The following is a 19,210-nucleotide window of genomic DNA, read 5'->3' as shown; positions in this document are numbered from 1 at the left end:
GGCGCGGCCCCACAGGGGAAGGGTCATACTGTTGGGTCCATGACCCGCCTGATCCTCGCCACCCGTAACGCCGGAAAGATCACCGAGCTTCGCGCGATCCTGGCCGAAGCCGGGCTGCCCCACGAACTCGTCGGCGCCGACGCCTACCCGGACATCCCCGACGTCAAGGAAACCGGCGTGACGTTCGCCGAGAACGCGCTCCTCAAGGCCCACGCCCTGGCCCGGGCCACGGGCCTGCCGGCCGTCGCCGACGACTCCGGCCTGTGCGTCGACGTCCTGAACGGCGCGCCCGGCATCTTCTCCGCCCGCTGGTCCGGCCGCCACGGCGACGACAAGGCCAACCTGGACCTGCTCCTCGCCCAGCTGTCGGACATCGCCGACGAGCACCGCGGCGCCCACTTCGCCTGCGCGGCGGCCCTGGCCCTGCCGGACGGCACGGAGCGGGTGGTCGAGGGCCAACTCCGCGGCGTCCTGCGCCACTCGCCGGCCGGCACGAACGGCTTCGGCTACGACCCGATCCTCCAGCCGGAGGGCGAGACCCGTACCTGCGCGGAACTGACCCCCCAGGAGAAGAACGCGATCAGCCACCGGGGGAAGGCGTTCCGGGCGTTGGTGCCGGTGGTCCGGGAGCTGCTGGGCTGAATGGGACAGCCCCGCGCCCTTGAATCGAAGGTGCGGGGCTGTGCCCTCTCTGTACGCCCGGTCGGATTCGAACCGACAGACACGACCACCTAAAGATCGCCGCTCAGCCGTTGGCGTACGGGCGCCAGCAGGTTTCTACTCTACTGGGCGAGATTATGTCGCCGCTGCCCTCCCCGACACCAGGTGTTCGTGACCGCGTGGCAGTTGGGGCACAGCAACCGCAGATTCTCCAGCCGGTCGTCGCTCCAGTCCCCGTTGATGTGATCGACCTCCAGCGTCATGGGCTTGCCGAGCCACTCGGGACCGATCCCGCAGTCGGCGCACTCTTCGGGCAGGCCCACCTCGTGGAGCGCCCGGCGCAACACAACCGTGCGGGTCCGACGCTTGCCGTCGTGCTTGACCAGAATGTCCTGAGGGCGTCTGGCCGAGGTCGGGCGGGGTTTCCCACGCTGGTGCGCCTGTCCCAGGAAGTGCTCCGTGCTGAGCCGGTCCTCGGCGATCCACTGACGCAGCTGCGCGCGCTGTGCGCCGCTGTCCGTGCGCCCCAGGCGGCGCAGCGTGCCCGCAAGCGAGACGGACTCGGCGACCGCGACACGAAGTTCCTCGGGGGTGGGCCGTGCCCGTCGGTCGCTCATGAGGCACGCCTTTTGCCGCGCCCTCGGTAACTGTCCGTCGTCGCGTGGCAGTTGGGGCACAGGAGTCGAAGATTCTCGATCCGGTTGTCCCGCCAGCGGCCGTTGACGTGGTCGACCTCCAGGGGAAGCGGGCGGCCCCGCCAGACCGCTTCGGTGCCGCACAGCGCGCATCGCTCCGCCACGCCACAGGCCGCCATCGCCCACTTGAGGCGGTCGCTCGGAATGCGCCGGGCGCGATCGGCCGGCTGCTCGACGAGGAGCGCCTCCGGGGTCCGCGGCCGCCAGGGTTTCCCACGTCTCGTCGGCACCTGGAAGTGCGAGGTGTCGATGCCGTACGCCTTGATCCGACGGCTGATGTGCGTGTGATGTCCGCCCACCACGTCAAGCCCGAGATGCCGCAGCACTTCGCACATGTTCGTCGAGGCCGCGACCGCCCGCTCGAGGACGTCCCTGGTCCACTTCACCCCCTCTCGCTCGAAGTGCGACACATCCACCCCGAGCCTCTTCATCCGCTCAAAGACATACCGCCGGGTAGAACTCCGCGGATCCACCCCCAGCCTCCCCAGCGCCTCCGACAACGTCCGTGCCCCCCGAGCCGCCTCCTCCAGCCGCTCCTTGGTGTACGCACTCGCCCCCATCGGACCCTCTCCGCCGCTCCGCTCCCGACCATCCGTTCGTGATCCGTGCGAAGTAACGAACCGATGGTCGGACAGTCACGCTCGGAATACGGAACGGCCCGTACCGGAGGGCTCCCGGTGCGGGCCGTTCGCTGGAGAAGTGGCGGGGTTCAGATCCCCAGGTCCTTGATGATCTTGGCTACGTGGCCCGTCGCCTTGACGTTGTACAGGGCGCGTTCGACCTTGCCCTCCTCGTCCACGATCACCGTGGAGCGGATGACGCCGACGACCGTCTTGCCGTACAGCTTCTTCTCGCCGAAGGCGCCGTAGGACTCCAGGACCTTCTTGTCCGGGTCGGCGAGGAGGGTGACCTTGAGGGACTCCTTGTCGCGGAACTTCGCGAGCTTCTCCGGCTTGTCGGGGGAGATGCCGATGACCTCGTAGCCCGCGCCGGCCAGCAGCTCCAGGTTGTCCGTGAAGTCGCAGGCCTGCTTCGTGCAGCCGGGGGTGAGGGCGGCCGGGTAGAAGTAGACGATGACCTTGCGGCCCTTGTGGTCCGACAGGGACACCTCGGTGCCGTCGGCGTCGGGCAGGGTGAAGGCGGGGGCCACGTCCCCCGGCTGGAGTCGCTCGCTCATCAGGCCAGGGTAACCGGGGGTCGGGACAGTGCGATGAGCCGTGGAGCTGACAGACTGTCCGGCACAGGCTTCATACCGACTTCGGAGGCGACACGGTGGCGGACACGGCGGACACCAGGACCCCGGCGCAGATCGAGGCGGACATCAGGCGCCGCCGCGAGACCCTGGCCGAGACCCTCGACGAGATCGGGGTGCGGGTGCACCCGAAGACGATCGTCGGGGACGCCAAGGCCAAGGTCGCGTCGAACATCGATCACACCCTCGGGCGGGCCTACGTGGAGATCAACAGGGCCGTCACCGATGTCCGGGCCCGCTTCGTGGACGAGGACGGGGCGCCGCGGCTGGAGCGGGTCGTGCCGGTCGCCCTCGTGGTCGTCGGCGTGGTCGGCCTGCTGGCCGTCGGTACGCGGCGCCGCAAGGGCTGACCCGACTGCGTACGTCCGCCGGGAAGACAGGTAGGTTTCAGGGCGTGAGCGCCAAGAGAAACGAGCACAGCACCCATCCCGACAAGCTGCCCATCCGGATGCTGCACGACCGCGTACTCGTGCGGCAGGACACCAGCGAGGGCGAGCGGCGTTCCGGCGGCGGCATCCTGATCCCCGCCACGGCGGCGGTCGGCCGGCGGCTGGCCTGGGCCGAGGTCGTCGCGGTGGGGCAGAACGTACGGACCGTGGAGCCGGGCGACCGGGTTCTGTTCGACCCGGAGGACCGTGCCGAGGTCGAGGTGCGGGGCATCGCGTACGTGCTCATGCGCGAGCGTGACCTGCACGCCGTGGCCGCGGACCGGTTCGAGGGGTCGGAGGACTCGACGGGCCTGTACCTGTAGGGCGGAGACCTGTAGGCGAGCGGCACGCGCGAAGGGGCCGGTGACCCAGGTCACCGGCCCCTTCGGCGTGCCTTTGCTACGTTGGGGGGACCCCCGACGAGACGCGCCGTACCGGGATCAAGGCAAAGACGACGCACCGACACCGTCAGCCCGTTTCCCGGAGGTGCCCGTCATGGCCTGGGTTCTGCTCGTCGTCGCCGGTCTGCTCGAAGTCGGGTGGTCCGTCGGTATGAAGTACACCGACGGCTTCACGCGCCCGCTGCCCAGTGTGCTCACCGGCGCCGGCATCGTCGCCAGCATGCTGCTGCTGTCCCAGGCCGCAAGGACCCTCCCCATCGGTACCGCCTACGGCGTGTGGGTGGGGATCGGGGCGGCCGGGGCGGCGGTGTTCGGCATGGTGGTGCTCGGGGAGCCGGCCACCGCCGCCCGGATCTTCTTCGTGTGCCTGCTGCTGGTCGCCGTGGTGGGGCTCAAGGCGACGTCAGGCCACTGAGGCCGGCCTATTCGCGGCGCGCGCCCTGCGGCATCACGCCCCAGCCGGGGCCCGTCGGGCCGCCCGTCGCGCCGCCGTCGGTCGCGTCGCCGCCGCCCTCCGTCGTACCGCCGTCGGTGGTGCCTCCGTCGGTGGCGGTGCCGCCGTCGCCGGTGCCGCCGTCCGCGGTGCCGCCGCCGGTCGGGGACTCGCCGCCCGTGCCGCCGTCGGTGGTGCCGCCGTCGGTCTGGCCCTGGGTCTGCCCCTCGGGCGCGCTCGGCGACTGGCCGGGCGTCTCGGTGCCGGTCTCCTGGCCGCCGGTGGACGTGCTGCCGCCGTCGGTGGTGCCCGTGGTCGGGTCGGCCGGGGGCTCGGTGCCCGGCGCCTGGGAGACGTCGGCGCCCGGCTGGAGCCGCAGGTCGAACTCCTTGACCGGCTTGCCCTTGAGGGCGTCCTGGGTGAACTGCGTCCAGATCTCCGTGGGCGCCCCGCCGCCGTTGATGCGCGGCAGGCCCATCGCGCCGTACAGCGACTTGTGGGCGGCGGTGACCGGGTCCTGGCCCATCACGGAGACGACCGTGGCGAGCTCGGGGGTGTAGCCGGCGAACCAGGCGGCGGTGTCCTCCTCGGCGGTGCCGGTCTTGCCGGCGACGGGGCGGCCGAGGGCCTGGGCGGCGGAGGCGGTGCCGTTCTGGACGACGCTCTGGAGCATGGAGGTGGTGGTGTCGGCGGCCTCGCGGCTGACGGCCTGCCGGGTGCGCCGCTCGGGCAGCTCGATCGGCATGCCCTCCTTGGTGACCTTCTTGACCATCGTGTACGTGCCGTGGCGGCCGTGGTTGGCGAGCGTGGCGTAGGCCTCGGCCATGTCGAGGACGCTGGCGGTGGCCGTGCCGAGGGCGATGGCGGGGCCGTCGGCGAGGTCGGGGGTGTTCTCGGGGATGCCGAGGTCGATGGCGGTCTGCTTGACCTTCTGGGGGCCGACGTCGGCGGCCATCTGCGCGTACACCGAGTTCACGGAGCTGTCGGTCGCCTCGGTGACGGTGATGTCGCCGTAGGAGTGCTGGTCCTCGTTCTCGGGGGCGTACGGGTCGCCGGTCCAGCCCTGGACGGGGCGCTTGTTGGTGCCGTCGTAGATCGTGTTCGGGGTGATGACGCGGCCGTCCTGCGTCTCGGAGTGGTTCTCGACGGCCGAGGTGAACACGAACGGCTTGAAGGTGGAGCCGACCTGGAAGTCCCTGCGGGTGGCGTTCGGGGTGTACTGCTTGACGTAGTCGATGCCGTTGTACATCGCGACGACCTCGCCGGTCTTCGGGTCGACGGCGGCGCCGCCGGCGCGGACGTAGCGGTCGACCTTGTTGTTCTTCTTGTCGAGCTTGGACATCAGCTTGTCGTCGACGGCCTTCACGAAGGCGTCCTGCTTGGGCTTCTGCAGGGTCGTCGTGATGCGGTAGCCGCCGGCGTCGAGCTTGCTCTCCTCGACGATCTTGTTCTGGATCAGGTAGTCCTTGACGGTCCGGACGATGTAGCCGCGCTGGCCGGACATGCCGGTGGAGAGGGTGGACTCCTTCGGGACGGGGAACTTCATGCCGGCCCGCTTGGACTCGCTGAGCCAGCCCTTCTTGACCATGCCGTCCAGGACGTAGTTCCAGCGGGACTCGGCGGCCCTGCGGTTCTCGGGGTGGGCGACGACGTCGTACTGGCTGGGGGCGTTGACGAGCGCGGCGAGGTAGGCGGCGCGGGCCGGGTCGAGGTCCTTGGCGTCCATGCCGTAGTAGGCCTGGGCGGCGGCCTGGATGCCGTAGGCGTTGCGGCCGAAGAAGCTGGTGTTGAGGTAGCCCTCGAGGATCTGGTCCTTGCTCTTCTCGCGGTCCAGCTTGATCGCGATGAAGAACTCCTTGGCCTTGCGCGTGACGGTCTGATCCTGGCGCAGGTAGTAGTTCTTCACGTACTGCTGCGTGATGGTGGAGCCGGACTGCTTGCCCTTGCCGAGGGCGGTGTTCCAGGCGGCGCGGACCATGGCCTTGGGGTCGACGGCGGACTCCGTGTAGAAGTCGCGGTCCTCGGCGGCCAGGATGGCGTGCTGGGCGTCCTTGGAGATCTGCGCGAGGGTGACGTTCTCCCGGTTGATCTCGCCGTCGCGGGCGATCACGGAGCCGTCCGCGTACAGGTAGACGTTGGCCTGCTTGGTGGCGAGCGCGTTGGCGGGCGGGATCTTCACCAGCGAGTAGCCGAGGAAGAAGCCGCCGACCAGCAGCATGACGACGATGATGAAGCCGCCCAGCGTCATGCGCCAGGTCGGGATCATCCGGCGCCAGCCGGTCCGCTTCGGTTTCCCGGCCGCCGGGCCCTGAGGCGCGCCGGGGTCGCCGTCCGCCTGCGGCTCTCTCGGTGCCCAGCCCGGGTTCGGCTGCTGAGGCTCGTCACTCATGTCGTGCACGGACTCCGTTTCGCGTCGTACGTCGTTCCCGTACGTCTCTGCTCGCTCTTGCGCCCCTGTGGTGAAGACTGTCCCATCCGGCGATCAGTTCCCTGATCGAGGGCCGTGTCGTGCGGCGTGTGCCCGGGCGGGCGGCAGGCGGGCGGGCGCGCAGGCGACCGGGGGGCGCGTTCGCCACCCTGCACGCCTGTTCGAGGTGCGTTCCTGCTTGCGTGATGTCCCCCGAAGGGGGACACGACCGAGATGCGACTGCTCGCACACTCCGCCCTGGCCGGCACCGCCGCCACGCTGCTCGCCCTGGCCACGGGCGCCTCGGCCCACGCGGACGTCTCGGATCGTACCGTCTGGGCCGGTGCGGGCTCGCCCCGCGCCGCCCCCGGAGCCCGGAAAACCCGTGGCACGGTTGATCGTCGGCCCACTAGGCTCCTGCGCTTCGGTGCCGGCGGCGAGGAGGGCGGTGGATGTGGGCTCGGGACGGTTGTACGCGGCCGTCGCCGCGGGCGGTTTCAGGCGGTACGCGACCTATCGGGCGGCCATGCTGGCCGGGATCTTCACCAACACCGTCTTCGGCCTGATCCTGGTGTACACGTATCTCGCGCTGTGGGACGAGAGACCCCACCTCGGGGGGTACGACCAGGCGCAGGCCATCACCTATGTGTGGATCGGCCAGGCGCTGTTCAAGACGCTCGGCATCAGCGGCGGCGGCTTCGAGGACGAGCTGATGGAGCGCATCCGTACGGGGGACGTCGCCGTCGATCTGTACCGGCCCGCCGACCTCCAGCTGTGGTGGATGGCGGCCGACGGGGGCCGGGCCCTGTTCGAGCTGTTCGCGCGCGGGGTGCCGCCCTTCGTCATCGGGGCGCTGCTCTTCCCCCTGGCGCTGCCCGGGGACGTGACGGCCTGGGTGGCGTTCCTGGTGGCGGTGGCGCTGGCCTGGGTGGTCGGCTTCGCCATCCGGTACCTGGTGGCGCTGTCGGCGTTCTGGCTGATCGACGGCACCGGGGTGGTCCACATGGCGTGGTTCGTCGGCTGGTTCTGCTCGGGGATGATGCTGCCGCTGAACGTCTTCCCGGGCGTCTTCGGCGATGTCGTGCGGATGCTGCCCTGGTCGTCGGTCCTCCAGGCGCCGGCCGACGTCCTGCTCGGCGAGGCCGACCCGTTCGGCACGTACGCCTTCCAGGCGGCCTGGGCGGTGGCGCTGCTGGCGGCCGGGCGGCTGGTGCAGTCGCTGGCGACGCGGCGGGTGGTGGTCCAGGGTGGCTGACACGGTGCGTGAGCGCGCGGAGGTCCTCGGTGTGCCCGGCCGGGTGCGGGAGGGGCTGCGCGCCTACGGGCTGATCGCCGCGATGTGGATCCGCTCCACGATGGCCTACCGCGCCTCCTTCGCCCTGACGACGTTCACCAACTTCGCGGTGACGGGGCTGGACTTCGTCGCCATCCTGCTGATGTTCTCCAGCGTCGACGCGCTGGGCGGCTTCTCCCTGCCCGAGATCGCCTTCCTGTACGGCCTGTCCAGCCTGGCCTTCGGGCTCGCCGACATGCTGATCGGGTCGATGGAGCGGCTGGGGCGCCGGGTGCGCGACGGCACGCTGGACACGCTGCTGGTGCGGCCGGCGCCGGTGCTGGCGCAGGTGGCCGCCGACCGCTTCGCGCTGCGCCGCCTGGGCCGGGTCACCCAGGGCGTGCTGGTGCTGGGCTACGCGCTGACCGCGCTGGACATCGACTGGACGCCGCTGAAGCTGCTGCTGATGCCGGTGATGGTGGTCAGCGGCGGGGCGATCTTCTGCTCGGTGTTCGTGGCGGGCGCGGCCTTCCAGTTCGTGGCGCAGGACGCCTCGGAGGTGCAGAACGCGTTCACGTACGGCGGGGCGACGCTGCTGCAGTACCCGCCGGTGCTGTTCGCGCAGGACCTGGTGCGCGGGGTGACCTTCGTGCTGCCGCTGGCCTTCGTCAACTGGCTGCCCGCGTCCTATGTGCTGGGGCGGCCGTATCCGCTGGACCTGCCGACCTGGGTGGCGTTCGCGTCGCCGCTGGTGGCGGTGGTCTGCTGCGCGCTGGCCGGGGTGGCGTGGCGGGCGGGGCTTCGTTCGTACCGGAGTACTGGGAGTTGAGTTGACCGGTTCCGAAAGCGGGTTCATCGAAAGCGGGTTCATCGAACTCGACGGTGTCGAGAAGGTCTTCGAGGTGCGCAAGAAGACCGGCTTCATGAAGCGGGAGCGGCGGCAGGTGCGGGCCGTCGACTCGATCTCCTTCCGGGTGGGACGCGGCGAGATGGTCGGCTACATCGGCCCGAACGGCGCCGGCAAGTCGACCACGATCAAGATGCTGACCGGCATCCTCACGCCGAGCGCGGGCCGGCTGCGGGTGACGGGCATCGACCCCTCCCGGGAGCGGACGCGTCTCGCGCACCGCATCGGGGTGGTGTTCGGGCAGCGCACGACGCTGTGGTGGGACCTGCCGCTGGTCGACTCCTACCGGCTGATGCACCGCATGTACCGGATCCCGGACGCCCGTTACCGCGAGAACCTCGACCGGCTGGTCGAACTCCTCGACCTGGGCGACCTGCTGGACGTGCCGGTGCGGCAGCTCTCGCTCGGGCAGCGGATGCGCGGCGACATCGCGGCGGCGCTGCTGCACGACCCGGAGGTGCTGTACCTCGACGAGCCGACCATCGGGCTCGACGTCGTCTCCAAGGCCAAGGTGCGGGAGTTCCTGCGGGAGTTGAACGCCGAGCGCGGTACGACGGTGCTGCTGACCACGCACGACCTGCAGGACATCGAGCAGTTGTGCAAGCGGGTGATGGTCATCGACCACGGGCGGCTGATGTACGACGGGCCGCTCGCCGGGCTGCACGAGGCGGGGGAGAGCGAGCGGACCCTGGTGGTGGACCTGGAGCGGGAACTGCCGCCGATCGACGCCCCCGCACCCGCCCGGGTCGTGCGGGTGGACGGCCCGCGGCAGTGGCTGGCGTTCCCGGCGGCGGAGTCGGCGGCTCCGCTGGTGGCGCGGATCGCGGCGGAGTATCCGCTGGTCGACCTGTCGGTGCGGGAGCCGGACATCGAGGCGGTGATCGCGAAAATGTACGCGGAGCGTGCGACCACGTAGTGCCCGGCTCGGGCGACTCGTAATCTGCTGTGTATGACCGACGACTCAGTCCCGGACCTCCGCGCCTCCGACGCCGACCGTGAACGGGTCGCCGAGATCCTGCGGGACGCCCTCGCGGAGGGCCGTCTCGACATGGCGGAGTTCGAGGAGCGGCTGGACGCGACGTACCGGGCGCGGACGTACGGGGAGCTGGCGCCGATCACCCGGGACCTGCCGGCCGCGGGCGTCACCGCGCCGGTGGTGTCGCTGAGCAAGGAGCCCGCCGTCGGCCCGGACGGCTCGGACTGGTCCGGGCGGATCGTCGGCGGTGAGGGTTCGTCCACGTGGGCCGTCGCCGTGATGTCGGGTTTCCAGCGCAAGGGGCGCTGGACGGTGCCCCGGCGGTTCACCTGCTTCGCCTTCTGGGGCGGCGGGGAGCTCGACCTGCGCGAGGCGGACTTCACGGAGCGTGAGGTCGAGATCAACGCGATCGCGATCATGGGCGGGGTGGACGTCATCGTGCCGCCCGGGGTGGAGGTCGTCGTCCGCGGCATCGGGATCATGGGCGGCTTCGACCACCGCGAGGAGGGCGTGCCGGGCGCACCCGGCGCACCGCGCGTGATCGTCACGGGCTTCGCGCTGTGGGGCGGCGTCGGGGTCCAGCGGAAGCTGACGCGCGCGGAGAAGCAGCGGGTCAGGGAGGAACGGCGCCGGGAGAAGCTGGAGCGGGGGACGGAGGGGCGGGAGCTGGGCGGCTCCCGCCGGGATTCGCACTGGGAGCACTGAGGCCGCTCGGCGGGTGCTCGGCGTCGCCGCCCGGGCCGGGCGTTGCGCAGCCCGGCGCGACGGGGTGCCGCCGCGCCCACCCGTGCCGCCCCAGCGGCACGACTGCCCGCGGCGGAGCTGTCTCCTACAGCTCCGCCGGCGCCGACCCCTTCAGCGACTCCAGGTCGAACGCCTGCGCCATCCGCGCGTACCCCTGGTCGCTCGGGTGCAGATGATCCCCCGAGTCGTACACCGGCCGCAGCCGCCGCGGGTCGTACGGATCCCGCAGCGCCGCGTCGAAGTCGACGACCGCGTCGAACACCCGCCCCGCCCGGATCTCGGCGTTGATGGCCTGCCGCACCCCTTCACGCGCGTCCGTGTAACCCCGGTGCCCGTAGAACGGCATGAGGGTCGCGCCCACGACCTTCAGCCCACGCGCGTGCGCCTGCCCCACCATCGTGCGCAGGCCGCCGACGATCGCGTCCGGGTCGGCGAGCCGCGGGTTGCGCAGGATGTCGTTGACGCCGAGGTCGATGACGACGACCTTGACGTTGGTCCGCTGCAGGACGTCCCGCGCGAAGCGGTTCAGCCCGCTGGGGTTGTCCGCGGGCCGGCCCAGCCCGTCGGTGAGGACCCGGTTCCCGCTGATGCCCTGGTTGACGACGCTGTAGCGCGGCAGGTCCCGCCCGGCCGCGATCTCCGCGCGTAGCCGGTCCGAGAGAACGTCGGTCCACCGCCTGTTGGCGCCCGACGTGGAGGTGATGCCGTCGGTCAGCGAGTCGCCCAGGGCGACCACCGTCCCGTCGGACTCGTTGCTCAGCACGTCCAGCGCGGTCAGGTAGCGCCAGTACCTGGTCTCCTCGGTGTACGGCGTGCCCGTCACGTCCCGCGCCTGGTCGCCCCGGGCGACGTAGGAGGTCTGCCGGGCGTGCGGGTGGTACGTGACCGGGCCGGAGCTGGTCGGCGTGTACGTGGTGATCAGGACGTCCGCGTCGTGCGGGATGGCGATGCGCACGGCGTCGCTCATCACCTGCCCGCCGGGCGGGACGACGACCGCGGGCCCGCCGTTGAAGGTCAGCTGCCGCATGGTGTCCGCGAGCGCGGCGGGCGTGCCGCTGCCCGCGGCGACGGCGATCGACGCCTGCGTGATGTTCAGCGGCGACTGGCCGTAGAGATTGGACAGCGTCACGCGGGCACTCGTACCGCCGACGCTGGTGTGGACGACGTTGCGTACCGAGCGGTCCGCCATGCCGGTCGTCTCCGTGCCGGGCTCGGCGCCGGCCGGGGACGTGGACCAGGTGCCGACCCAGGTGCCGGTGGAGGCCGGGGCGGCGGGGTTGTTCGGGACGCGGCCGTCGGCGAGTGCGTTCCGGTTGCGGGTGCCGTTGTCGGACGCCACTCCGACGTATATGGCGGTGGAAAGGGCCACGATCGCTGCGACGACGACGGCCAGGAGGGCGTAACCACGACCCCGGGTCATGCTCTTCAGTTCTCCTCGGGCGATGGGAGCCTCAGGCTCCGATCTGATGTTCCCATGATGCGGCATGGGCACGGGGAAGCTGACAGGACCCCGTCGCATTACCCCCTCCCGACAGACGCCGGGAACTCCTGTTCCGTTCCAGGAGTCGGTCAGGAAGGGACAATGTGTGCGGGATCACCGAGCGGGTGGAGCGGATGGAACGGACCAAAGTGGAAGAAAAGGGCAGCGTCGCGGGGCAGCATGCCCGCCCCCGGCCCGCCGTGAACCGTGCGATGACGACCTTCAGCCCGGCGGACGAGGAGAAACAGCGCGGCGTACGCCGGATGAAACTCACCGCCACCGGCCTCCTGCTGTTCGTCGCCGTGGTCTACGTCCTCGCCAAGTGGGCGCAGAACTCCGGCGCCGGTCCCTGGGCGGGCTATGTCGCCGCCGCCTCCGAGGCGGGCATGGTCGGCGCGCTCGCCGACTGGTTCGCCGTCACCGCCCTCTTCCGCCACCCCCTCGGCATCCCCATCCCGCACACGGCGATCATCCCCACCAAGAAGGACCAGCTCGGCGTCTCCCTCGGCGAGTTCGTCGGCGAGAACTTCCTCTCCGAGGACGTCGTACGGCAGCGGCTGCGCGCCGTCGGCATCGGCAGCCGCCTCGGCGCCTGGCTCGCCGTCCCCGAGCACGCCGACCGGGTCACGGCCGAGCTGTCCACCGCCCTGCGCGGCGCCCTGACGGTCCTGCGCGACTCCGACGTCCAGGCCGTGGTCGGCGAGGCCATCACGCGCCGCGCCAACGCCCAGGAGATCGGGCCCGGCATCGGCAAGATGCTGGAGAAGGTCGTCGCCGACGGCGGCCACAAACGGGTCGTGGACCTCATCGTCAACCGCGCCCACGACTGGCTGGTCCTGCACCGCGACGAGGTCATGGACGCCGTGGAGGGCGGCGCCCCCGGCTGGACGCCGAGGTTCGTCGACCGCAAGGTCGGCGAGCGCGTCTACAAGGAACTGCTGCGCTTCGCCACCGAGATGCGCGACATGCCCGCCCACCCCGCCCGCGGCGCCCTGGACCGCTTCCTCACCGACTTCGCGGGCGACCTCCAGTCCGACACCGACACCCGCGCCCGCGTCGAACGGCTCAAGGGCGAGGTGCTCGGCCGCGGCGAGGTGCAGGACCTCATCGCCAGCGCCTGGACGGCCGTCCGGTCCATGATCGTCGCGGCGGCGGAGGACGAGCGCAGCGAGCTGCGGCTGCGCGTCCGCGCCTCGCTGCTGTCGCTGGGCGCCCGGATGGCGGCCGAGCGCAAGGTGCAGGACAAGGTCGACCAGTGGGTCGAGGACGCGGCCGTGTACGTCGTCACCACCTACCGCAAGGAGATCACCTCCCTCATCACGGACACGGTGGCGAGCTGGGACGCCGAGCACACCACGCGGAAAATCGAGGCCAACATCGGCCGCGACCTGCAGTTCATCCGCATCAACGGCACGGTGGTCGGCTCGCTGGCCGGCCTGCTGATCTACACCGTGTCGCACGCGCTGGGGGCGTGAGCGGCAGGTCGTGACGCACCGGTGGCGCCGGGTGCCAGCGCGTAAGCGAACCCGCTCAGGGCACTCGGCCCGGGTTCTTCTCGATGAGGAGGGAGCCCATGACCACCGCGCAGGCCGCCACCGGCCGAACCGTCACCACCGACATCCCCGCCCGCCTCGACCGCCTCCCGTGGTCGCGCTGGCACTGGACGATCGTCATCGGCCTCGGCACGGTGTGGATCCTCGACGGCCTGGAAGTCACCGTCGTGGGCAACATCGCCAGCCGCCTGTCGGAACCGGGCAGCGGCCTGCCCATCACCTCCGGCGAGGTCACCGGCCTCGCCGCCGCCCTGTACGTCGCCGGAGCCTGCTCGGGCGCCCTGTTCTGGGGCCGTCTGACGGACAAGTGGGGCCGTAAAAAACTCTTCATGATCACGCTGGCGGTCTACCTCGCCGCCACCGCCCTCACCGCAGTCGCCTTCGACACCTGGTGGTTCTTCCTCTTCCGCTTCCTCACCGGCTTCGGCATCGGCGGCGAGTACGCGGCCATCAACTCCGCGATCGACGAACTGATCCCCAAGGAGTACCGCGGCCGCGTCGACCTCATGATCAACGGCAGCTTCTGGCTGGGCGCGGTCTTCGGCTCCCTGCTCGCGATCGTCGCGCTGGACACGGACATCTTCGCGGCGAACGTCGGCTGGCGCCTCACCTTCGCACTCGGCGCGGTCCTGGCCCTGGTCATCCTCCTGGTCCGCCGGCACGTCCCGGAGAGCCCCCGCTGGCTGCTGATCCACGGCCGTGACGACGAAGCGGAACGCATCGTCTCCGCCATCGAGCGGCAGGTCGAGGAGGAGCACGGCGAGCCGCTGCCCCGCCCGGACGGCGAGATCACCATCCACCAGCGCCGCAGCGTCTCCTTCCTGGAGATCGGCCGCACGGTCTTCTCCGACTACCGCCGCCGCGCGATCCTCGGCTTCTCCCTCTTCATCGGCCAGGCCTTCCTCTACAACGCCATCACCTTCGGCTTCGGCGCGATCCTCACGACGTTCTTCGACGTCCCGAGCGGCAGCACCGGCTACTACTTCGCCGTCATCGCGCTCGGCAACTTCTGCGGCCCGCTGCTCCTCGGCAAGCTCTTCGACACGGTCGGCCGCCGCGTGATGATCTCCGGCACCTACCTCCTCTCGGGCCTGCTCCTCTTCGGCACGGCCTGGCTCTTCGACCAGGGCTCGCTGAGCGCGAGCACGCTGACGGCCTGCTGGTGCGCGGTGCTGTTCTTCGCCTCGGCCGGCGCGTCCAGCGCCTACCTGACGGTCTCCGAGGTCTTCCCGATGGAGACCCGCGCCATGTCCATCGCCTTCTTCTACGCCATCGGCACGGCCGCCGGCGGCATCAGCGGCCCGCTCCTGTTCGCCGACCTCACCGGCACGGGCAAGGTCGGCGACACGGTCCTCGCGTTCCAGATCGGAGCGGCGCTGATGTGCCTGGCGGGCCTGACGGCAGCGCTCCTCGCGGTCCGGGCGGAACGCCGCTCCCTGGAGGACATCGCCAAGCCCCTGACGGCGTCGGCTTCGACGGACCAGGCGAAGCCGAGGTCCAGGATGGCGACCTGAGCGGCGGCCGTGCCGCTGGGCGGTCGGGGTCCCAGGGGCACGGCGACGGGCGCCCAGGCGTTACTGGGCGCCGCCGCCCCGCCGCCGCAGCAGCAGCAACCCACCGGCGACAGCGGTGACGCCCGCGGCAGCGGCCCAGCCCACCACCTCCTCGGACCCGGTGGAGGCCAGGTCACGGCCCGTGCCGGGGGACGCCGAGGCACTCACCGTCCCCTGCGGCCGAACACCCCCGGCCCCACCGGACGGGCGCGGCGCCGACGCCGCACCGGTCGGGCTGGGTGTCGGCGCCCCACCGGCAGGGCTCGGCGCCGGCGCCGCAGGATCCGCCGCCCTGTCCCGCGTGTACGCCAGCGTGCCGAAGCCCAGCTGGTCGTAACCCCCGCTGTTGGGCCCGTAGTCGCCGCCCCCGCCCTCCGGAGCGGCCTTGGCGGCGGCACGCGTGAGGTACGAGGCCGACAGCCCCCGCCGCTTGGTGTAGTGATTGGCGATCATCGCCCAGATCGGCCGGGTCATCGCCGGATTCGCCACCGCCACATCAGAGGCCGTCTCAGTCCCGGACCACCCCCCGATCGCGCCCTTCTTCCGCGTGTTCGCCGTGTACGGCACATCCCCGCCCAGGCTCCACTTGGCCACGTACTGCGCGCCCTTGAGGAACCGGCTGTCGTCGTAGCCGTACAGGTCGATGCCCTGGTTCCACGCCATCTCGCACACCGTGCCCATCAGCCCGACCCCGAGCAGCGCGTGCCCCTGGTCCCGCCCGGCCTCGACCCACTCGGCGAGCCCGTCCTCGTGCACGACCGGGATCGCGTGCCGGACCGACCCCATGCCGTCCCCGTGCTTGAAGTACTCCACCGCCCGGTCCACGATGGCCCGTTCGTCGCAGAAGATCCCGGTGGCGAGCACGCAGGCCATCGCCGTCAGGTCCCAGTTGGGCCAGTAGTTCGTCACGACGGCGTTGTTGTGCCGGGTCAGGAAGTCGTCGCTGAGCGGGTGGAAGACGTCCAGCAGCAGCTTCCGCGCCCGCCCGAGTTCGAAGTCCCCGTGGTCCCGTACGAGTTCGGCGGCGTTGGCGAACTGGTAGCCGTACAACCCCGCCGCCAGGAACCGGTCCGCGCTGCCCTTCAGCGCGGTCAGCTTCCCCGACCAGGCGTTGAGGATCGCCACGGCGGTGTCGGCATGGGCCTCCTCACCGCTGACGTGGTACCGCAGGGCGTTCTGGTAGGCGGCGTGGATGTCGTTGTAGAGGAGCCGGTAGTTCTCCGGCGTACCCGACCCCCGGTACACGGTGGCCTGCGGATTCGCCCGCCATCCGCTCTGTGAATGCCGGTTGGCGGTGAGCTTGGCGAACCCGGCCGTGTACGGTCTCGCGCCCGCCTTCACCTTGGCCGCCATACGGTCCAGATCGGTACGGGTGTGCAGCAGGCCGGGGTGGGCGAAGGGGCCGCCGGCCGCGGCGGCGGGCACGGCCGTAGCCACACCGGCCGCGGTCCCGACGGCTCCGGCTGCCGCGCCCGCGGCCTTCAGCATGCTCCGGCGGCTGATCTGTCGTGTCACGTCGTCGTACCTCAGCGTCGTAGGTCGCGTTCTTGCGGGGGACGGTGAGGAGACGTCCGGGTGGTCAAGGCGATAACAAAAACTGGGTTATAGTTGATCTGCGTCCGGTCGCCGGAACTCCGGCAGGCGGACAGTGCGTTGGTGGTCCAAGGAAAGACGCCCCACTTCCTGTGGGGAGATGCAGGTGCAAGGCCTGCCCGGCGCTCCAAACAAGAACCCGGCCCTGGGTTACAGGGCCGGGTTCTTTGCTGTGCGCTCGGCTCGGTGGACCGGCTGTACTGGTGCGGCGGGCCGTTGCACTGGCTGGAGGGGGGCGGCCGGTCGGCACGCCCCTGGTGACCGGCCGCCCGCCGCGCCGTAGGAAACGGCCCTTCGCCGCGGGGTAGGAAACGGCCCTCCGCTCCTCAGCCGCGCCGGTCCGCCACCACCCACGACGCCAGCCCCACGGCCCCGGCCACCCCGAACACGGCAGGCCACGCCCCGACCTTCTTCGCCAGCGGATGAGACCCGGCGAACGCGGCGACGTACGCGGCCGACAACGCCCCCGCGGCCACCCCGCCGGCCTGCTGCCGCCACTGCCGCGCGGCCGCCGCCCCGGCCACGGCGAGCACGACCCCGCCGAGCTGCCGCTTCCTGCTCCAGCGGGCCACGCCGTACCCGCCCACGAGACCGCTCGCGGCGACCACCGCGCTGGGAACCCTCGCCATATCTGCCTCCTGATTCCTGTGCCCTCGCTCGCGAGACCAGGACGAGCTTCGAGGCTAACGCCCCAGGTGGCAGGCTCCCGCGCCGGGGCACCACAAGATCGACCGCCCCGATATGAGTCGAGGCTTGTCAAGTTTCCTCCTCCGAGCTATATAAGAAGACGCAGAACGTAAGGGCATCGCACAGGCAGCGCCTGAAGAGAGGAGTGACCAGTGATGCTCATGCGCACGGACCCCTTCCGTGAACTCGACCGACTCACCCAGCAGGTCTTCGGCCCCGCCACCCGCCCGTCGGCGATGGCGATGGACGCCTACCGCTCCGGGGACGACTTCCTCGTCCACTTCGACCTCCCCGGCATCGACCCCGAGTCGATCGAGCTGGATGTCGAGCGCAACGTCCTCAACGTGCGAGCGGAGCGCAGGTCCCCCGCCCCCGGGGACGCGGAGATGCTGGTCGCCGAGCGCCCCACCGGCACCTTCACGCGCCAGCTCTTCCTCGGCGACACGCTGGACACGGAACGCATCGACGCCTCGTACGAGGCGGGCGTCCTGACCCTGCGCATCCCGGTGGCCGAGCAGGCCAAGCCCCGCCGCATCCAGATCACGGGCGGCGACAGCCGCAAGCAGATCAGCGGCTGACCGCGGCCCCGTACCCACGCATCCAGCGGGCTGTCCCGAGGCCCCGAGGACGTCCCACCCCGGGACAGCCCCACACCCCCACGCATCCCCCCCCACGCACCCCGCGCCGTCGGCGTCGTAGCCCGGCGGCCCGGGGGCAGGACAGGATCCGGAGGAAGACCCGCACATGAGCGCGACGACGGTGCCCAGTGTGACGACCGTGCCCCCTGCGACGACGGCACTCACGCCCCCGTCCCCGACGACCCTGATCCCCGCCCCGCCGCACCACCCCCGCCCCCACGGCGACGACGACGCCTGGACCGAACTGGTCGAGGCGGTACGGGAGTCGGGCCAGTACACCACCAGGTCGGAGGCGGAGCGGGTCACCCGTATCGTCCTGTCAGCCCTCGGCGGCCACGTGATCGGCGACGAACGGGTCGACCTCGCCCGCGCCCTCCCCGAGGAGGCCGCCAGAGTGGTCGCCGGCCAGATCCCGGTGACGCGCCGGCTCACCGCCGCGGAGTTCGTCGAATCGGTCGCGGCCCGCATCGAGGGAGCCACCCCCGCCACGGCCCGCTGGGACGTCAGCTCGGTCCTGAGCGTCCTGCCACGCCTGGTCGGCGACGACCTGGTGACCCGCATCCTCACCCAACTCCCGGCGGGATACGCCCTCCTGTTCGGCCGAGCGGACCTGAGCCCGGCGCCGTGACGCCGTGACGCCGTGATCCGAGGCGGGCGGTGAGGGGAGAATCGGGGAGCACCGGGCCGGATCACCCACCGGAAGAGAGCCAGTTGAACGCCCCTGACCCGACCGTCCTCACGACTGCGGACGGCACCCGCATCGCCTACCGCGATCACCGGGCCACGCCGGAGTCCGCCCGCGACCCCGTCCTCCTCCTGCACGGCCTGGCAGGCCACCAGGGCGAGTGGGACGGGGTCGCCGCCCGCCTGGCCGCCGACGGCCACCGCGTGGTGACGTACGACGCCCGCGGCCACGGCGCCAGCACCCGCGTCCCGCGCACCACGACCCGAGCGGCCCACGTGCAGGACGCCGTCACCCTGATCGAGGAACTGGCCCTGGCCCCCGTGACCCTGGTGGGCCAGTCCCTGGGCGGTCACACGGCGATGCTGCTGGCCGCGTCCCACCCCCACCTCGTCGAGTCCCTGATCCTGGTCGAAGCGGGCCCCGGCGGCCCGGCCCCGGACCTCCCCACACAGATCGCGACCTGGCTGGACAGCTGGCCCACCCCCTTCACGTCCCTCGACGAGGCGAAGGCATTCCTGGGCCACGAGGCCTGGACGAAGACCCTCGAAAAACGAGAGGACGGCTGGCATCCGGCCTTCGACCGCACCACGATCATCGCCACCGTCGCCGAACTGGCCACCACCGCCTACTGGCCCGAGTGGACCCGCATCACCTGCGCGACCCTCCTCGTCCAGGGCGAACACGGCACGATGCGCCCCGACGAACCGGCCACGATGCTCACCCGGCGCCCGACCACCAGCCACACCCGCATCCCGGACGCCGGCCACGACGTCCACCTGGATCAGCCGCACCGCCTCCACGAGGCGATCAGAACCTTCCTGGCGTGAGCCCACCGTCGCTTGACC

The 19,210-nt window shown here is 71.2% G+C and carries 20 protein-coding genes, 1 tRNA gene and 1 riboswitch; of the genes, 13 read left to right on the top strand and 8 right to left on the bottom strand.

Translation table 11 applies throughout. The annotated features are described in order from the left end of the window. Nucleotides 1-39: 39 nt before the first annotated feature. Nucleotides 40-642 (top strand): RdgB/HAM1 family non-canonical purine NTP pyrophosphatase, encoded by a 603-nt coding sequence (rdgB, locus tag ABZ386_RS28855; protein WP_355715907.1) that lies wholly within the window; start codon nt 40-42, stop codon nt 640-642. A gap of 52 nt (nt 643-694) precedes the next feature. On the opposite strand, the gene ABZ386_RS28850 is transcribed toward rdgB, so the two are convergent. From ABZ386_RS28850 to bcp, 4 genes are all read right to left on the bottom strand, one after another. Then, a tRNA-Leu gene (locus ABZ386_RS28850) sits at nt 695-767 on the bottom strand. 15 nt (nt 768-782) lie between these two features. Then, complete coding sequence (locus tag ABZ386_RS28845; RefSeq protein WP_355715904.1) at nt 783-1,277, bottom strand: HNH endonuclease; 495 nt, start codon at nt 1,275-1,277, stop codon at nt 783-785. Beyond that, the gene (locus tag ABZ386_RS28840) at nt 1,274-1,915 is read right to left on the bottom strand and encodes an HNH endonuclease signature motif containing protein (protein WP_356501075.1); all 642 of its coding nucleotides are present in this window, start codon (nt 1,913-1,915) and stop codon (nt 1,274-1,276) included. Before ABZ386_RS28840 ends, ABZ386_RS28845 begins: the two co-directional genes overlap by 4 nt. A gap of 149 nt (nt 1,916-2,064) precedes the next feature. Continuing rightward, the gene (gene bcp, locus ABZ386_RS28835) at nt 2,065-2,532 is read right to left on the bottom strand and encodes a thioredoxin-dependent thiol peroxidase (RefSeq protein WP_351341951.1); all 468 of its coding nucleotides are present in this window, start codon (nt 2,530-2,532) and stop codon (nt 2,065-2,067) included. A gap of 95 nt (nt 2,533-2,627) precedes the next feature. Between bcp and ABZ386_RS28830 the strand changes: the two genes are divergently transcribed. The 3 genes from ABZ386_RS28830 (at nt 2,628) to ABZ386_RS28820 (ending at nt 3,851) form a co-directional block, all read left to right on the top strand. Beyond that, nucleotides 2,628-2,957: a DUF3618 domain-containing protein gene (locus ABZ386_RS28830; RefSeq protein WP_114253056.1), complete on the top strand. Its 330-nt coding sequence runs from the start codon at nt 2,628-2,630 to the stop codon at nt 2,955-2,957. A 44-nt stretch (nt 2,958-3,001) separates the two neighbouring features. After that, nucleotides 3,002-3,358 carry a co-chaperone GroES gene (locus ABZ386_RS28825; protein ID WP_010040015.1) on the top strand — a complete coding sequence of 119 codons (357 nt, stop codon included), beginning with the start codon at nt 3,002-3,004 and terminating at the stop codon, nt 3,356-3,358. Nucleotides 3,359-3,423: 65 nt separating this feature from the next. Further along, nucleotides 3,424-3,496: riboswitch (guanidine-III (ykkC-III) riboswitch) on the top strand. A gap of 34 nt (nt 3,497-3,530) precedes the next feature. Next, entirely contained in the window at nt 3,531-3,851 is a 321-nt protein-coding gene (locus tag ABZ386_RS28820; protein ID WP_031113232.1) for a multidrug efflux SMR transporter, read from the top strand. A gap of 7 nt (nt 3,852-3,858) precedes the next feature. Here ABZ386_RS28820 and ABZ386_RS28815 read toward each other — a convergent pair whose 3' ends face one another. After that, a complete protein-coding gene (locus ABZ386_RS28815) occupies nt 3,859-6,258 on the bottom strand; it encodes a transglycosylase domain-containing protein (protein WP_355715897.1) in 2,400 nt (799 codons plus the stop codon). 472 nt (nt 6,259-6,730) lie between these two features. Between ABZ386_RS28815 and ABZ386_RS28810 the strand changes: the two genes are divergently transcribed. From ABZ386_RS28810 to ABZ386_RS28795, 4 genes are read left to right on the top strand one after another with little or no spacing between them, the layout of a single operon-like run. Continuing rightward, nucleotides 6,731-7,531, top strand: coding sequence for an ABC-2 family transporter protein (locus ABZ386_RS28810; RefSeq protein WP_358966480.1), 801 nt, complete (start codon nt 6,731-6,733; stop codon nt 7,529-7,531). Further along, complete coding sequence (locus tag ABZ386_RS28805; protein WP_351341945.1) at nt 7,524-8,378, top strand: ABC transporter permease; 855 nt, start codon at nt 7,524-7,526, stop codon at nt 8,376-8,378. Before ABZ386_RS28810 ends, ABZ386_RS28805 begins: the two co-directional genes overlap by 8 nt. 25 nt (nt 8,379-8,403) lie before the next feature. Then, nucleotides 8,404-9,372: an ATP-binding cassette domain-containing protein gene (locus tag ABZ386_RS28800; RefSeq protein ID WP_358966611.1), complete on the top strand. Its 969-nt coding sequence runs from the start codon at nt 8,404-8,406 to the stop codon at nt 9,370-9,372. Between the two features lie 33 nt (nt 9,373-9,405). Beyond that, a complete protein-coding gene (locus ABZ386_RS28795) occupies nt 9,406-10,137 on the top strand; it encodes a DUF1707 domain-containing protein (protein ID WP_351341943.1) in 732 nt (243 codons plus the stop codon). 124 nt (nt 10,138-10,261) lie between these two features. Here ABZ386_RS28795 and ABZ386_RS28790 read toward each other — a convergent pair whose 3' ends face one another. Then, the gene (locus tag ABZ386_RS28790; protein ID WP_351341941.1) at nt 10,262-11,596 is read right to left on the bottom strand and encodes an SGNH/GDSL hydrolase family protein; all 1,335 of its coding nucleotides are present in this window, start codon (nt 11,594-11,596) and stop codon (nt 10,262-10,264) included. A gap of 194 nt (nt 11,597-11,790) precedes the next feature. Here ABZ386_RS28790 and ABZ386_RS28785 point away from each other — a divergent pair, with 194 nt between their 5' ends. Next, nucleotides 11,791-13,131: a DUF445 domain-containing protein gene (locus ABZ386_RS28785; protein WP_356501067.1), complete on the top strand. Its 1,341-nt coding sequence runs from the start codon at nt 11,791-11,793 to the stop codon at nt 13,129-13,131. A 98-nt stretch (nt 13,132-13,229) separates the two neighbouring features. After that, nucleotides 13,230-14,723, top strand: a complete 1,494-nt coding sequence (locus tag ABZ386_RS28780) for an MFS transporter (protein ID WP_358966477.1) — start codon at nt 13,230-13,232, stop codon at nt 14,721-14,723. 60 nt (nt 14,724-14,783) lie between these two features. Here ABZ386_RS28780 and ABZ386_RS28775 read toward each other — a convergent pair whose 3' ends face one another. Beyond that, a complete protein-coding gene (locus ABZ386_RS28775) occupies nt 14,784-16,250 on the bottom strand; it encodes an alginate lyase family protein (protein ID WP_358966608.1) in 1,467 nt (488 codons plus the stop codon). 431 nt (nt 16,251-16,681) lie between these two features. Next, a complete protein-coding gene (locus tag ABZ386_RS28770; protein WP_031113249.1) occupies nt 16,682-16,984 on the bottom strand; it encodes a hypothetical protein in 303 nt (100 codons plus the stop codon). Nucleotides 16,985-17,197: 213 nt separating this feature from the next. Between ABZ386_RS28770 and ABZ386_RS28765 the strand changes: the two genes are divergently transcribed. The 3 genes from ABZ386_RS28765 (at nt 17,198) to ABZ386_RS28755 (ending at nt 19,192) form a co-directional block, all read left to right on the top strand. Continuing rightward, nucleotides 17,198-17,620, top strand: coding sequence for an Hsp20/alpha crystallin family protein (locus tag ABZ386_RS28765; RefSeq protein WP_351341933.1), 423 nt, complete (start codon nt 17,198-17,200; stop codon nt 17,618-17,620). 166 nt (nt 17,621-17,786) lie between these two features. Beyond that, the gene (locus tag ABZ386_RS28760) at nt 17,787-18,308 is read left to right on the top strand and encodes a DUF2267 domain-containing protein (protein WP_356501053.1); all 522 of its coding nucleotides are present in this window, start codon (nt 17,787-17,789) and stop codon (nt 18,306-18,308) included. Nucleotides 18,309-18,391: 83 nt separating this feature from the next. Next, a complete protein-coding gene (locus ABZ386_RS28755) occupies nt 18,392-19,192 on the top strand; it encodes an alpha/beta hydrolase (RefSeq protein WP_358966473.1) in 801 nt (266 codons plus the stop codon). Nucleotides 19,193-19,210: the final 18 nt, after the last annotated feature.

Source organism: Streptomyces sp. NPDC006140, assembly GCF_040628815.1.
Classification (GTDB): Bacteria; Actinomycetota; Actinomycetes; order Streptomycetales; family Streptomycetaceae; genus Streptomyces.
Note: the sequence above shows the minus strand (reverse complement) of the source record. Positions and strands in the feature narration are given on the sequence as shown.

Excerpts from the sequence above, each read along its gene's own strand:
- ABZ386_RS28765 (WP_351341933.1), top strand. The coding sequence starts at position 17,198 with ATGCTCATGCGCACGGACCCCTTCCGTGAACTCGACCGACTCACCCAG.
- bcp (WP_351341951.1), bottom strand. The coding sequence starts at position 2,532 with ATGAGCGAGCGACTCCAGCCGGGGGACGTGGCCCCCGCCTTCACCCTG.
- ABZ386_RS28840 (WP_356501075.1), bottom strand. The coding sequence starts at position 1,915 with ATGGGGGCGAGTGCGTACACCAAGGAGCGGCTGGAGGAGGCGGCTCGG.
- ABZ386_RS28780 (WP_358966477.1), top strand. The coding sequence starts at position 13,230 with ATGACCACCGCGCAGGCCGCCACCGGCCGAACCGTCACCACCGACATC.
- ABZ386_RS28785 (WP_356501067.1), top strand. The coding sequence starts at position 11,791 with ATGGAACGGACCAAAGTGGAAGAAAAGGGCAGCGTCGCGGGGCAGCAT.
- ABZ386_RS28760 (WP_356501053.1), top strand. The coding sequence starts at position 17,787 with ATGAGCGCGACGACGGTGCCCAGTGTGACGACCGTGCCCCCTGCGACG.
- ABZ386_RS28775 (WP_358966608.1), bottom strand. The coding sequence starts at position 16,250 with ATGCTGAAGGCCGCGGGCGCGGCAGCCGGAGCCGTCGGGACCGCGGCC.
- ABZ386_RS28770 (WP_031113249.1), bottom strand. The coding sequence starts at position 16,984 with ATGGCGAGGGTTCCCAGCGCGGTGGTCGCCGCGAGCGGTCTCGTGGGC.
- ABZ386_RS28795 (WP_351341943.1), top strand. The coding sequence starts at position 9,406 with ATGACCGACGACTCAGTCCCGGACCTCCGCGCCTCCGACGCCGACCGT.
- ABZ386_RS28820 (WP_031113232.1), top strand. The coding sequence starts at position 3,531 with ATGGCCTGGGTTCTGCTCGTCGTCGCCGGTCTGCTCGAAGTCGGGTGG.
- rdgB (WP_355715907.1), top strand. The coding sequence starts at position 40 with ATGACCCGCCTGATCCTCGCCACCCGTAACGCCGGAAAGATCACCGAG.
- ABZ386_RS28845 (WP_355715904.1), bottom strand. The coding sequence starts at position 1,277 with ATGAGCGACCGACGGGCACGGCCCACCCCCGAGGAACTTCGTGTCGCG.
- ABZ386_RS28815 (WP_355715897.1), bottom strand. The coding sequence starts at position 6,258 with ATGAGTGACGAGCCTCAGCAGCCGAACCCGGGCTGGGCACCGAGAGAG.
- ABZ386_RS28790 (WP_351341941.1), bottom strand. The coding sequence starts at position 11,596 with ATGACCCGGGGTCGTGGTTACGCCCTCCTGGCCGTCGTCGTCGCAGCG.